We start from the raw sequence: 12,601 nt of genomic DNA, 5'->3' as shown, positions 1-12,601 counted from the left end.
ATGATCGCTTGCTGGTCCGGACTTGAACTCAGATGTTTGCCTACGGGGCCCGGGGGAGGGGCACCTGACGGTCCGCAGAAACGTTCGGCTCGAGAGTACGGACCGGGCCGCGCCTGGAATCGAGGGAGCGATCCCTATAACACACACCCCGCTCCAGAGGCCTCTTTCACGACGAAGGGTGCTAGGCGGAGCCTTCGGTTCCCAGTGCGTGCCACGGCCACACGATCTTGCGATTAGCATGACCATGCGCAGCCGTCGGAGGGCCGCGGCCCGAAGCGGGCTTCCTTCGCGACGGCACCGATGTGAGGGCGGGCCGACAGCCTGCATCCCCGTGCCGAGACCGAGGGGTCACGGAATGACTTTGTCCGCTGATGGGCGTCCGTCCGGCATAGCCGGCACTCCGCGAACGGCGTCCTCGCTGCCGCTGCTCCTGCTCGGGGCCGCCGCCGTGGCGGGAGCGGCGGCGGCGGGGCTCGCGCCGTCGGCCGCCCGCGGCTGGGTGGCCGCCGTGGCCGTGGTCGGCTGGCTGCTCCTGGCCGTCGTCGTCTGGACGGGTCGCGCGGGCGCGGCCCGGCTGCGGGCGCACGCGGCACAGCTGGAGAGTCAGCTGACCGGGGCCCAGACGCAGTTGGGCGCCCGCGGCGCCGAGGTGATCCACATGGCGCAGGTGACCCTGCCGACGGTCGCGCGGTCCCTGCGCGACGGCGCGGGCCCGCAGGACGCCCTGCACCAGACCCGGCCCCCCGCCGAACCGGCGTACCGCGAGCTGCTGAACGTCTGCGTGACCGTCCTCGCCGACGCGGAGCGGCGCGCCGCCGACGCGGCGGCGGCCCAGCACCACACGGCCGGTGACCTGACCCGGATGACCGACGACGTACGGCTGCTCGCCACCGAGACCCTCCCCGCCGTCGTCGGCGCGCTGCGCGGCGGTTCCTCGGTGGACCGCGTCCTCGCGAGCGTGACCTGGCCCGCCGACCCGACGCTGCGCGATCTGACCGAGGCCGCCGTGCGGGAACTCGCCCTGAGCGAGCGGCGCGCGGCAGCCGCCCAGGCGGCGAGCGCGAAGGCGCTGAGCCGGGTGCAGGCCAAGTCCGTGAGCATGCTCGCCGACCTGCGCGAGATGCAGGACCGGCACGGCGAGGACGTCTTCGGCGACCTGCTCAGGCTCGACCACAGCACCTCGCAGCTCGGCCTGATGACCGACCGGCTCGCCCTCCTGATGGGCGGCCGCTCCAGCCGCGCCTGGAACAAGCCGATCGTCATGGAGAGCATCCTGCGCGGCGCCGTCGGACGCATCGCCGCCTATCAGCGGGTACGACTGCACAGCTCCACCAAGGCGGCCGTGGTCGGCTTCGCCGCCGAAGGCGTCATGCACCTGCTGGCCGAACTGATGGACAACGCCGCGAACTTCTCGCCGCCCACCGACGAAGTCCACGTCTACGTGGAGGAGTCGCGCACCGGCGTCGTCGTCACGATCGAGGACAGCGGCCTCCGCATGTCCGACGCGGCACTGCGCCGCGCCAAGGAGTCGGTGTCCGGGCAGGCCGCCGACCTCGCGCTGCTCCAGGGCACCCGGCTCGGGCTCGCCGTCGTCGGCCGACTGGCCGTCAAGTACGGCGTCAGCGTGAACTTCCGCCCCTCCTCGCGCGGCGGCACCGGCGTCGTCATCCTGCTGCCCCCGCAACTCCTCGCCCAGCAGCCCCAGCCGGACAGCGCCCGCACGGCGTCGGCCCCTTCGATCGAGGCCCCCGTCACCGAGGCCCCGGCCCTCCCGGTACGCGGGCAGGCCGTCGAGCCGGAGGCCACCGAGGCGAGCCGTCCCGCGTCGCCGCCGTCGGCCCCCTCCTCGCCGGCCCTGGTGTGGCCGACGCCTCCGGCCGACGACCCCGCGGGCGGCCCCGAAGCGCTTGACGCCACGGAGGCCACCCCCGGCGGCCTGCCCGTGCGGCGCCCCGGCCGCACGATGGCCGCCGCGCACGCCGCGAACGAGCGGCGCACCGCCGATCGGCGTACCGATGAACGGCACTCCGGCGACCCGCTCGACGCCGGGCAGACCGGCACCGGCAGCGCCTCGCTGGAGGAACGGCACCGCGCCGGGCAGAGCATCGGGGACCGGTTCGGCGCGTTCCACCGCGCCCGCAGGGCCGCCGCCGACGACACGGGCGAAAACCCACAGCCGCCGCGGGCCGAGTAGCCGCCCGCGCCTCGCGGACCGGCCCGCCCTGTGGGACCGCAAGGACCGCTTCTCCACCCCCGCCCCGCACACCGAAAGGGAGGCACGGGCGTTCGCACCCCCCGGTGACGGCCCCGACACACGATGACGACCACCGACAACAGCCTGAACTGGCTCCTGGAGAGCCTGCTCGACGGTACCCCCGGCACCCGGCACGCCCTCGTCCTCTCCCGGGACGGCCTGAAGCTGTGCTGGAGCCCCGGCCTGACCCTGGACCAGGCGGACCAGCTCTCCGCGATCTGCTCCGGCATGCAGGCGCTCGCCCAGGGCGCGTCGATGGAGTTCGGGGACGGCACGGGCGGAGTGCGGCACTCCATGACGGAGTTCCACGGCGGCCTGCTGTTCGTCGTGGAGGCAGGTCAAGGCGCGCACCTGGCCGTGATAGCCGACGAGGACGCCGACCCCGGCGTGGTGGGCAACCAGATGTCCCAGCTCGTGGCGCAGATCGGCGACCACCTGAGCGCCGAGCCGCGCGGCCAGGGCCTCACGAACCCGGCGTCATGAGCCGGCGGCCCGTCGACGTGGGCGACCCGGACCGGCTGTACACCATCACCGGAGGGCGCAGCCGGTCCGACGGCGGCGCGTTCGACCTGGTGACGCTGATCGTGTCCGAGTGCGAGCCGTCCCCGGGACAGCAGTCGGAGCACGCGCGCATCCTCGAACTGTGCCGTCACCCGACGGCCGTCGTCGAGATCGCCGCCGAGCTTTCCCTGCCCGTCACGGTCGTCCGCATCCTGCTGGAGGACCTCCAGGACACCGGCCGCATCACTGCCCGACACCCGCGCGTGGCGGCGTCCGCCGCGCTGCCCGATTCCGCTCTTCTCACGGAGGTGCTCCATGGGCTCCGCAACCTCTGAGCTGCCGCCCGAGGCCCGGACACCGCTGCGCGACACGGCCGAGTCCGGCCTGAAGATCGTCGTGGTGGGCGGCTTCGGGGTCGGCAAGACGACCCTGGTCCGCTCGGTCAGCGAGATCCGCCCCCTCAACACCGAGGAGGTGATGACGCGGGCGGGGGAAGCCGTCGACCAGATGCCGACGGAGTCGGCCAAGACCACCACCACCGTGGCCTTCGACTTCGGCCGCATCAGCCTCAACGACCGGCTCGTGCTCTATCTGTTCGGCGCGCCCGGCCAGAAGCGCTTCTGGTTCCTGTGGGGCCGCCTCTTCTCCGGCACGCTCGGAGCGGTGGTGCTCGTCGACACCCGCAGGATGGACGACTCCTGGTACGCCATCGACCGGCTCGAACACCACGGCACGCCCTTCGTCGTCGCCGTGAACCGCTTCGACGGCCAGCACGCGTACCACTCCCTCGACGAGATCCGCACCGCCCTCGCGCTGCCCGCGCACGTCCCCCTCGTCGACTGCGACGCCCGGGTCCGCTCCTCCGGCAAGGACGTGCTCATCACCCTCGTCGACCACCTCCACCACCTGGCACGGGAACGGGAACTGACAGCATGACCGAAGCCACCGGACCGGCGGCGCCCGGCACCCCGCCGCCCGGCTGCCCCGCCCACAGTGACGCGGTGCCCCTCAGCGGCCTGGAGTACCAGCAGACGCCCTTCGAGCTGTACCGCGACCTGCGCGGCCGGTACGGCTCGGTCGCCCCCGTCCTCCTCGACGGTGACGTGCCCGCCTGGCTGGTGCTCGGCTACTCCGAGGTCAGTTACGTCACCGCGCACGACGACCTGTTCGCACGCGACTCGCGGCGCTGGAACCAGTGGGACCGGATCCCCGCCGACTGGCCGCTGATGCCCTTCGTCGGCTACCAGCCGTCCGTCCTGTTCACCGAGGGCGCGGAGCACCGGCAGCGCGCCGGTGTGATCACCGAAGCCCTTGAGGGCGTCGACCAGTTCGAGCTGGGCCGCGAGTGCGTACACATCGCCGACCAGCTCATCGCCTCCTTCTCCGGGCGCGGCGCCGCCGAGCTGATGAGCGCCTACACCCATCCGCTCGCCATGCGCGCCGCCGTGCACATGGTCGGCATGCCGCCGGGCACCGCCGACACCGAGGGCCTCGTCGAGGACCTGCGCATGTCGCTCGACACCGCCGAGGGCGACGACCCGGTCGCCGCGTACGGGCGGGTCGGCGAGCGCGTGCACCGGCTGGTCGAGGAGCGGCGCGAGCGGCCCGCGGCCGACGTCACCTCGCGGATGCTGGAGCACCCCGCCGGGCTCACCGACGAGGAGGTCGTCCAGGACCTGATCTCGGTGATCGCCGCCGCCCAGCAGCCCACCGCCAACTGGATCTGCAACACCCTGCGGCTGCTCCTGACCGACGAGCGGTTCGCCCTGAACGTCTCCGGCGGCCGCCTCAGCGTCGGCCAGGCCCTCAACGAGGTGCTCTGGCTCGACACCCCCACGCAGAATTTCATCGGCCGCTGGGCGGTACGCGACACCCAGCTGGGCGGCCGTCAGATCCGCGCGGGCGACTGCCTGGTCCTCGGCCTCGCCGCGGCCAACTCCGACCCGCAGCTGTGGCCCGGCGTCCACGTCGGCTCCGAGAACTCCGCGCACCTGTCCTTCAGCAACGGTGAGCACCGCTGCCCCTACCCGGCCCCGCTGCTCGCCGACGTCATCGCCCGCACGGCCGTCGAGACGCTCCTGGAGCGCCTGCCGGACCTGGTCCTCGGCGTCGACCCCGCGGCGCTCACCTGGCGTCCGTCGGTGTGGATGCGCGGACTGACGGCCCTGCCCGTGCAGTTCACGCCGGTGGCCCAGTAGCGTCGGCGTTCCGCCCGCCGGGGCGGAACGCCGGTACGCCTGCCGCTCAGCGCGCCACCGGGGTGAAGACCACCGGCAGCGCCCGCGGCCCCCGGGTGAAGACGCCGTGCTCCTCGGGCGTGAAGCCGTCCGCGAAGCGCAGGTCGGGCAGGGCGTCGAGGAGGTCGTTGACGCCGGTCTCGACCTCCGCGCGGGCCAGCAGCGCGCCCACGCAGAAGTGCCGGCCGAGGGCGAAGGCGAGGTGGTCGGCCGCCGCGGAGAACGCGGTCGTGGTGGTGAGGTCGTCACGGAAGAGGTCGAAGCGGTCCGGGTCGCGGTAGCGAGCGCCGTCGCGGTTGGCCGAGCCGATCAGGCAGGTGACCGTGGCCCCTGCCGGGACGGTGCCGCCGGCGAGCCGCACCTCCGCCGCGGTCTGCCGCATGATCATGTGGACCGGCGGGGAGTGGCGGAGGGTCTCGGCGAACGCCCGGTCGATCAGGGACCGGTCGGCGCGCACCGCGGCGAGCTGTTCAGGATGCGCGAGCAGGTTCGCGAAGATGCTCGCGATCGCCTTGTCCGTCGTCTCGCCGCCCGCCGCGAGCAGCAGGCTGCAGAACGCCTTGATGTCCTCGTCGCTCATGCGCACCCCGTCGACCTCCGCGGCGCACAGCCGGGACAGCAGGTCGTCGCCCGGCTCCTCGCGGCGCCGCTGGATGATGGGCAGCATGTACTCGGCGAACTCCACGCGGGTGCGCTCTCCCGCGGCCGTGACCTCGGGGTCGCCCGCGAGGTTGCCGAGGAAGGCGATCACGTTCGTGTACCAGCCGTGGAACCGCGCGTGGTCCGCCTTGTCCAGGCCGAGCATGTCCGCGATCACGTTGACGGGGAAGCGGGTCGCGTACTCCGCCACGAGATCCGCCGAACCCCGGTCCCGGAAGGCGTCCACGAGGTCACGGGAGTTGCGGCGGATCACCGGCAGGAAGGTGTCCTGGAGTTCGCTGCCCCGGAAGGCCGGGGCGACGAGCGCCCGGCGCACCGCGTGCTCGCGCCCGCTGAGCTGGAGGATGGTGCGGCCGTGCACGGGCTCCAGCTGCCAGTCGTAGTTGTCGGTGGTGAACACCGACTCCTTGTCCTTGAAGACACGTGCCACGTCCTCGTAGCGCGAGACGACATAGCTCTTGGTGGGCTCGTGCCACAGGAGCGGGGCGTGCTCCCGCAGCGCGCGGTAGACGGGGTAGGGGTCGGCGGCGAACTCGGCCGAGAGGATGTCCGGTATGGACTGAGCAGTGGACACGGGGCTCCTTAGGGGAACAACTGCGTGGCGGGGCCACCCTATTGATCAAGAAAAGGAACCGACAGGGTGCGCGGGCCGGGAATTCCCGGGAACCGGGGCCAGGCCGGGCTCAGCTCAGTGCCCGGTCGAGACCTTGTGCACGGCCGTGTCGTCGGGGTCCAGCCGCCGCCCGTCCGCGGACAGCACCTCCAGCGCCCGCAGACGCTGTCCCTGCCGGCGGTCGACGAGCTGTGAGTGCGGCTCGCCCGGGGCGAAGAAGTTCTGCTCGCCCCACTGCCGCAGCGCCACGATCACGGGGAACAGCGCCTTCCCCTTCGGCGTCAGTACGTACTCCCGATAGGCGCTGCCGTCCGACGCGGGGACGGATTCGAGGATGCCGCCGGCGACCAGGGCGCGCAGTCGCGCGGTGAGGATGTTCTTGGCGACGCCGAGGCCGCGCTGGAACTCCCCGAAGCGGCGGCTCCCGTCGAAGGCGTCCCGCACGATCAGCAGGGACCACCAGTCGCCGATCGCGTCCACGGACCGGGCGACGGGACATTCGCTGTCGTCGAAGCGCGTCCTGCTCACCATGGCGTCCCTCGCTCTCACCCGGCCCCGCGCCCTCCGCAGGCTGGTTGCAACATGCTACCAAAAGGCTTACTGTCGCCGTCATCATTGGTGGCAAGATGAAACCAGATTGCGGAGGGGTAGCCATGCCCGGAAACGGTGAGGCCGTGACGTGCGGGGCCGAGGCGCGGAGCGGGGCGGCCGCGGACGCTTCCGCCGGCACAGAGTCCACAGGGTGCGTGGGGGAGGGGCGCGCGTCCGTCCTGACCCGTGGCGTCGTCATCCTGTTCGCCGTCGCCTGCGGCGCCTCGGTGGCCAATGTCTACTTCTCCCAGCCGCTCCTGGTGACCATGGGCCACGACCTCGCCATGAGCCCGGCACTCGTCGGCAGCGTGGTCACCCTCACGCACGTGGGGTACGGCCTCGGCCTGTTCTTCCTCGTACCGCTGGGCGACATGGTGGACCGCCGAAGGCTCGTCGTGGCCCAGCTGCTCTTCCTTGTGGCGGCGTTGACCGTGGTCGCCTTCGCCCCCACGGCGGCGGTGCTGCTCGCGGGCATGGCCGCGACCGGGCTGCTCGCCGTCGTCACGCAGACGCTCGTGGCCTTCGCGGCCTCCCTGGCGCCCGCCGCCCGGCGCGGCCGGGTCGTCGGCCTGGTCACCAGCGGCGTCGTCACCGGCATCCTGCTCGCCCGCACCGCCTCCGGCCTCATCGCCGACCTCGCGGGCTGGCGCGCCGTCTATCTCGCGTCGGCGACGCTCGCCGCCCTGCTCGCCCTCGTCCTGTACGGCGTCCTGCCGCGCCCCGGCGCCGCCACGCCGACCACCCTGCGCTACGGACAGCTCCTGCGCTCCACGGTCACGCTGTTCGCACGGGAGCCGCTGTTGCGCCTGCGTGCCGCGTTCTGCCTGCTGATCTTCGGTTCCTTCAGTACCCTGTGGAGCAGCGTCGCGCTGCCGCTCAGTGAAGCCCCCTACTCCCTGTCCCACAGCGAGATCGGGTCGTTCGGCCTCATCGGAGTCGTCGGCGCCCTGGCCGCGACCGTGGCGGGCCGCCTGAACGACCGTGGCCACTCCCACCGGACCACCGGCATCGCCCTGGCCCTGCTCGCGGCCTCGTGGCTGCCCCTGGCCTTCACCCGCAGCTCGCTGTGGGCCCTGGCCGTCGGGGTGATCCTCCTCGATCTCGCGGTACAGGCCGTCCACGTCACCAACCAGACCCTGATCTACGCACTGCACCCGGACGCGGGCAGCCGGTTGATCGGCGGCTACATGGTCTTCTACTCGATAGGCAGCGCCACGGGCGCCATCGCCGCGACGTCCCTCTACGAGGCGGCCGGCTGGGGCGCCGTCTGCGCCCTGGGCGCCGCGTTCAGTTTCGCCGGGCTCGTCCTGTGGGCATGCACTCGGGACAGCGCGGCGGAGGCACGTCGGCCGGCGGGCACCTGACGAAGGCCACCGTCACCTCATGCCCGCCTGCCCGTGCCTGCTGAGCCGACGCCCGGCGCGGCCGGTCGCCCGAGTCGTAGAGTCCCGACCACACGACCCTGGGAGGGATTTCGGTGAGCCAGCCGCAGAACGACGCCCTGCTCATGCTCAGGCGCCGGGACACCGTCCTCCTGGCCAGGCGGTACCACACCGGATACGCCGACGGCCTGCTCAACCTCCCCTCCGGCAAGGTCGAAGCGGGCGAGGACCCCTGCGAGGCGCTCGTGCGGGAGGCCCGTGAAGAGATCGGTCTCCATCTCGACCCGGGGGCGGTGCGGCTCGCGCACGTCATGTTCTTCCGCAGTCCCGAGCGCCGCGACCGCGTCGGCTGGTTCTTCACCGTCGACGGTGACGTCACCGGTACGCCCCTCAACGCCGAACCCCACAAGTGCAGCGAACTCGTGTGGGCCCCCGTCGACCCGCTCCCCGCGGACACCGTCCGGTACAGCGCGCTCGGCATCCAGCACTGCCTCAAGGGCCGGCCGCACTCCCTCCACACGGACGACTGGCGAGAGACGACCTGGTAGGACGACCGCTGCCGGCTCCGCTGAGGCGCACCGACGCGCCTCAGCGGGGCGGTTCAGCGGTTCAGCGGGTGCATCTGATCGCGGCGTTGGCACCGTAGTAGCCGGGGGCGAGCCGGTAGGAGTCGGCGTAGAGGAGCACGCACTGCTCATGGAGGTAGCCAGTGATCAGCGCGCTCCGACGGGCCGAGTTCTCGGCCTCCCGCTTCGCTTCCTTGGGGCTGTTCTCGTACGCGGAGCCCGTGAACGTCTGCGTCTCCTGGGCGCTGACACCGGCGTGCGCGACGGTCGGCGTGAGCGCGGCGAGGCCCGCGAGAACCATGGCGGCCCCGCCCCGGACGAGCATCGAGGTCATGTCGTCATCTCCTGGTGTCGGTGGAAGAAAGCAGTGCTTCAGCGCCGGCAGAACAAGCTGGCGACCGCGGCGTACACACCACCGCCGACCGACCTGACGTCGGTGCCGCGGACATGGCACTGACTTGCCTGCCAGCCGGCGGACCGGGCGACCGTGTAGGCCATCCGGACCGCGCCGTCCACGGCCTGGGACGGCGACGTGCCGCTCCCGTTGCCGGTGAACGTCCTCACCTCGGGCGCGGCGAGGCCATGGCCGAGGCCCGGCGCGGCCTCGGCTCCGGCCGGGGCCGCCTGAGCGGACGTGATGCCTCCGACGAGGCACGCCGAAGCGGCGAGGGCCACGGCGGCGCATCGCAGACGACATGCGGACGAGCGGGCCACAGGGACTCCTTGACAACTGCTTCGACGGTCACGGGTTCGGTTGGTGCACACGCCAGGAGCCCTCCGGTTCGACGCGGCGATCGACCGAGGCCCGCCGGTACCGCGTGGCGGCGCCGACCGGGTCCCCCCTGTGCGTGAGCCAGTCTCGCCACCGCCCCACCCGCCGCTCAAAGCCCTTCGAGGCACATCGAAATCGGACATTCCCCGGCCCGGCGGGAGAGGACTTCGGCCAGATGAAGGGCGCGGGCGCCCCAGTCGACTCCCCACCGGTTAGCGTGATCGCGCGGCTCGGCCGACGACGGCCGGACCGACCGCCGCCGGGCGCACGCCTTGCCCCGCCGAGCGCCAGGAGACACGACGGTGCTGCGCCTCCACTTCACCGCCGATGACCTCTCCCGGGTACGCGTCGCGGACGCCCCCGACCCCCTCGCCGAGACCGTCCTGAGCCTGCCGCTGCTCCAGGCCGAGCGGCCCGGCCGGCCGGCAGCCGCGGCCCTGTCCGGCTGGCGCGAGCGCACCCGGCGCGCCCTGCGACCCGAGATGGGGCTCCTGTTCGAGCTGGCCCCCGCGGGCGTCGGCGAGTACGTCCCCGAGGTGTTCACGCACGCCGTCACCCCGACCCTGGGGGACAGCCTCGACCACACCTGGTCCCTGCCGGGCGGTCAGTGGGCCGCCGACTGGCGGGCCACCCGGCTGCTGCGCCCCCGCGTACCCCGCTGGATCCACGACCTGCACCACGGGGACCGCACCTGGGCGGCGCTCGTCCGCCGGGAACTGCGCTCCTACCACGACCTGGCGGTGGCGCCCTACTGGTCCCAGCTCCTCGCGTCCGCCCACACCGACCGCACCCGACGGGCCCTGACCGCCGTCGACGCGGGCGTCGAAGGGCTGCTCGGCACCCTGCACCCCGAGATCACCTGGGACCGGGGCGTCCTGACCGTGCCCTGCGACGTGGACACGGACCTCGACCTGCGCGGCCGTGGACTGCTGCTCGTCCCGACCTTCTTCTGTCCGAGGCCGCTCGTACTGATCGACAACGCCGAGCCCGAGCGGCCCTTCGTCCTGCGCTACCCGCTCGCCCGTTCCCTCCTCGACTGCGCCTCCGTGGTGACGTGCGGGACCGATGCCGCCGCCGACGGCCTGAGCGCCCTCCTCGGCGCCACCCGGGCCCGGACCCTCCAGGCGCTGCGGAGCCCGGTCGGCACCGTCGAACTGGCCCGCCGCGTCGGAACCTCCGCCGCGACGGCCAGCCACCACGCCTCGGCCCTGCGGGCCGCGGGGCTGCTCACCACCCGCAGGGAGGGGCCGGGCGTCCGCCACGCCCTGACCCCGCTCGGACGCGCACTCCTCGACGCGACTCCGCCGCCGACCGGCGGCACTCCCTAGCGGCCCCCGCCTCCTCTGCGGGCGTGCAGCACATGGCCGTCCAGCGGCAGCGGCCGGTGCCCGGCCAAGGTGAGGCCCGCGTCGGCCAGGAGCCGGGCGTAGTGCTCGGCGGTGCGCTCACGGCCACCGACGTTGCACCGCATGTGGAGGTCCCAGGCGGTGGCCAGGGAAGGGGAGTTGTCGGTGGGCAGCAGGCGTTCCACGATGAGCAGGTCGGCACCCGCGGGCATGGCACGGGCACAGTGGCGCAGGATCTCCCGGCACCGCTCGTCGTCCCAGTCGTGCAGCACGCGGCAGAGGAGGTAGACGTCCGCCCCCGCCGGTACGTCCGCGAAGTCCCCGGCCACATAAGTGCACCGGGCGGCACCGAGGCGACGCCGGGCCGCCGCGACGACGTGCGGGCGTTCGAGCAGGACGGCGCTGAGCCCCGGGTGGGCGGCGAGGATACGGCTGAGCAGTTCTCCGTTGCCGCCGGCGATGTCGACCACCGTGGCTCCGTCCGGCCTGCGCGCCGCGCCGGCGAGTACCGGGTGGGCGGGAAGCGGCTCGAACATGCGCCGGTTCGCGGCCATGGACTGGTCGAAGAGTTCGGCGAGTTGGGGATCCTCGGCGAAGTGGTCGAAGTGATGGGCGCCGAAGAGGTGCTCGAAGGCGACCTGCCCGGTGCGCACCGTGTGCGCGAGCGCGGCGAAGGACTGGTAGAACGGACCGCCGTACAACAGGGCCAGGGGCCGCATCGAGTCCGAACTCTCCGCGCGCAGCAGCGCGCCGACGGCGGTGAGCCGGAAGGCGCCCGGCGTCTCCTCGGTGACGGCACCGAGCGTGGCGAGATAGCGCAGGAGCGCCGCCAGGGTGTCCGGGTCGGCCCCCACCTTGCTCGCCAGTGCCTCGACGGCCAGCGCACGATCGGTGTCCAGGGCGTCGGGCACCCGCAACTGGGCGGCGGCTGTCAGCGCTTGCGTCGTCCAGGCTCCGGTCAGCAGGCGCAGCAGGACCTCGGCCGGCTGCCGGCGGCGGTACTCGGCGAGGTGGGCGGCCAGTTGGTGGCGGTGGTCTCCCGGGGCGTACAGCTCGATGCGCCGGTAGCGGGTCCGGGACGCGGTGGGCGCGGCGAAGTAGAACACCGTGCCGTTCTCGTGCGGGTTGTAACCGCCGCCGTCCGGGAGCGCCCCGTGGAAGGCGAAGGACGAGCACAGACCCCGCAGCACCAGCGGGTCCGGGGCCCGCACCTCGAAGGCGACGTGCGCCTCGTCGTGCCGGGCGAGTTCGAGCGCCGCGATCTCCTCCAGGCCCGAGCCCGGCGGCACCGTCAGGGCGAACACCTCGACCGTACGACGCTGCCCGTCACGGCCGAGCACCACCGGGCGGAGGATGCGGACATCGAGGTCGTCGGCGGCGCGGCGGTGGCGCAGCGCCAGGCGCTGCCGCACCACCACGCTCGGCTGGGGCGGCGCCTGGGCGACCAGGCCGCAGTCGGCCAACATGGCCTCCAGCGCCCGCGCGTGGGCGGGGAAGACGAGCAGGGCGGCGTGCGCGAAGCGACACCGCTCCACCAGCGCGCGCAGTTCCGGGCCGTCGAGCCCGGGCAGCAGGAGCGGCAGGAGGGACTCGCTGTCCTGCTCGGTGACAAAGTCGACCGTCGCGCGCAGGCGCGACGTGTCGTCCGACAACGCCGTGATCAACGGGGCGTCCTCATT

Annotated in this window: 13 protein-coding genes; 8 read left to right on the top strand and 5 right to left on the bottom strand. The window is 73.0% G+C overall.

Features of this window, described 5'->3' with window-relative positions; all coding sequences use genetic code 11:
- The first annotated feature begins 355 nt into the window (after window positions 1–355).
- The 5 genes from AC07GB_RS14055 (at window position 356) to AC07GB_RS14035 (ending at window position 4,953) form a co-directional block, all read left to right on the top strand.
- Window positions 356–2,194, top strand: a complete 1,839-nt coding sequence (locus AC07GB_RS14055; protein WP_478844970.1) for a sensor histidine kinase — start codon at window positions 356–358, stop codon at window positions 2,192–2,194.
- A gap of 123 nt (window positions 2,195–2,317) precedes the next feature.
- Window positions 2,318–2,737 (top strand): roadblock/LC7 domain-containing protein, encoded by a 420-nt coding sequence (locus AC07GB_RS14050; RefSeq protein WP_138957469.1) that lies wholly within the window; start codon window positions 2,318–2,320, stop codon window positions 2,735–2,737.
- A complete protein-coding gene (locus tag AC07GB_RS14045) occupies window positions 2,734–3,090 on the top strand; it encodes a DUF742 domain-containing protein (RefSeq protein ID WP_478844968.1) in 357 nt (118 codons plus the stop codon). The genes AC07GB_RS14050 and AC07GB_RS14045 overlap by 4 nt, the downstream gene beginning before the upstream one ends.
- On the top strand, window positions 3,071–3,691 hold the full coding sequence (locus AC07GB_RS14040) for a GTP-binding protein (protein ID WP_478844966.1): 621 nt from the start codon (window positions 3,071–3,073) through the stop codon (window positions 3,689–3,691). The genes AC07GB_RS14045 and AC07GB_RS14040 overlap by 20 nt, the downstream gene beginning before the upstream one ends.
- Window positions 3,688–4,953 carry a cytochrome P450 gene (locus AC07GB_RS14035; protein ID WP_478844964.1) on the top strand — a complete coding sequence of 422 codons (1,266 nt, stop codon included), beginning with the start codon at window positions 3,688–3,690 and terminating at the stop codon, window positions 4,951–4,953. Before AC07GB_RS14040 ends, AC07GB_RS14035 begins: the two co-directional genes overlap by 4 nt.
- Before the next feature lie 46 nt (window positions 4,954–4,999).
- Here AC07GB_RS14035 and AC07GB_RS14030 read toward each other — a convergent pair whose 3' ends face one another.
- Window positions 5,000–6,226 carry a cytochrome P450 gene (locus AC07GB_RS14030; RefSeq protein ID WP_478844961.1) on the bottom strand — a complete coding sequence of 409 codons (1,227 nt, stop codon included), beginning with the start codon at window positions 6,224–6,226 and terminating at the stop codon, window positions 5,000–5,002.
- A 114-nt stretch (window positions 6,227–6,340) separates the two neighbouring features.
- Window positions 6,341–6,796, bottom strand: a complete 456-nt coding sequence (locus AC07GB_RS14025; RefSeq protein ID WP_478844959.1) for a winged helix-turn-helix transcriptional regulator — start codon at window positions 6,794–6,796, stop codon at window positions 6,341–6,343.
- 122 nt (window positions 6,797–6,918) lie between these two features.
- On the opposite strand from AC07GB_RS14025, the gene AC07GB_RS14020 reads away from it, so the two are divergent.
- Window positions 6,919–8,220, top strand: coding sequence for an MFS transporter (locus tag AC07GB_RS14020; protein ID WP_478844957.1), 1,302 nt, complete (start codon window positions 6,919–6,921; stop codon window positions 8,218–8,220).
- 113 nt (window positions 8,221–8,333) lie between these two features.
- A complete protein-coding gene (locus AC07GB_RS14015) occupies window positions 8,334–8,786 on the top strand; it encodes an NUDIX domain-containing protein (RefSeq protein ID WP_478844955.1) in 453 nt (150 codons plus the stop codon).
- Between the two features lie 61 nt (window positions 8,787–8,847).
- Here the strand turns inward: AC07GB_RS14015 and AC07GB_RS14010 are convergent, their stop codons facing one another.
- On the bottom strand, window positions 8,848–9,138 hold the full coding sequence (locus AC07GB_RS14010) for a hypothetical protein (RefSeq protein WP_478844953.1): 291 nt from the start codon (window positions 9,136–9,138) through the stop codon (window positions 8,848–8,850).
- 38 nt (window positions 9,139–9,176) lie between these two features.
- Window positions 9,177–9,479: a hypothetical protein gene (locus tag AC07GB_RS14005; RefSeq protein WP_478844951.1), complete on the bottom strand. Its 303-nt coding sequence runs from the start codon at window positions 9,477–9,479 to the stop codon at window positions 9,177–9,179.
- A gap of 399 nt (window positions 9,480–9,878) precedes the next feature.
- Here AC07GB_RS14005 and AC07GB_RS14000 point away from each other — a divergent pair, with 399 nt between their 5' ends.
- The gene (locus AC07GB_RS14000) at window positions 9,879–10,904 is read left to right on the top strand and encodes a transcriptional regulator (protein WP_478844949.1); all 1,026 of its coding nucleotides are present in this window, start codon (window positions 9,879–9,881) and stop codon (window positions 10,902–10,904) included.
- Here the strand turns inward: AC07GB_RS14000 and AC07GB_RS13995 are convergent.
- Window positions 10,901–12,586, bottom strand: coding sequence for a methyltransferase (locus AC07GB_RS13995; RefSeq protein ID WP_478844947.1), 1,686 nt, complete (start codon window positions 12,584–12,586; stop codon window positions 10,901–10,903). The two genes, AC07GB_RS14000 and AC07GB_RS13995, sit on opposite strands and share 4 nt — an antisense overlap.
- Between the last annotated feature and the right edge of the window lie 15 nt (window positions 12,587–12,601).

The organism is Streptomyces sp. NPDC045778, assembly GCF_056431945.1.
The sequence above is the reverse complement of the archived record's forward strand: the minus strand, read 5'-3'. Positions and strand labels throughout refer to the sequence as shown.

Coding starts and splice junctions, on each gene's coding strand:
- AC07GB_RS14040 (WP_478844966.1), top strand. CDS start 3,071: ATGGGCTCCGCAACCTCTGAGCTGCCGCCCGAGGCCCGGACACCGCTG.
- AC07GB_RS14045 (WP_478844968.1), top strand. CDS start 2,734: ATGAGCCGGCGGCCCGTCGACGTGGGCGACCCGGACCGGCTGTACACC.
- AC07GB_RS14025 (WP_478844959.1), bottom strand. CDS start 6,796: ATGGTGAGCAGGACGCGCTTCGACGACAGCGAATGTCCCGTCGCCCGG.
- AC07GB_RS14050 (WP_138957469.1), top strand. CDS start 2,318: ATGACGACCACCGACAACAGCCTGAACTGGCTCCTGGAGAGCCTGCTC.
- AC07GB_RS14010 (WP_478844953.1), bottom strand. CDS start 9,138: ATGACCTCGATGCTCGTCCGGGGCGGGGCCGCCATGGTTCTCGCGGGC.
- AC07GB_RS14020 (WP_478844957.1), top strand. CDS start 6,919: ATGCCCGGAAACGGTGAGGCCGTGACGTGCGGGGCCGAGGCGCGGAGC.
- AC07GB_RS14055 (WP_478844970.1), top strand. CDS start 356: ATGACTTTGTCCGCTGATGGGCGTCCGTCCGGCATAGCCGGCACTCCG.
- AC07GB_RS14035 (WP_478844964.1), top strand. CDS start 3,688: ATGACCGAAGCCACCGGACCGGCGGCGCCCGGCACCCCGCCGCCCGGC.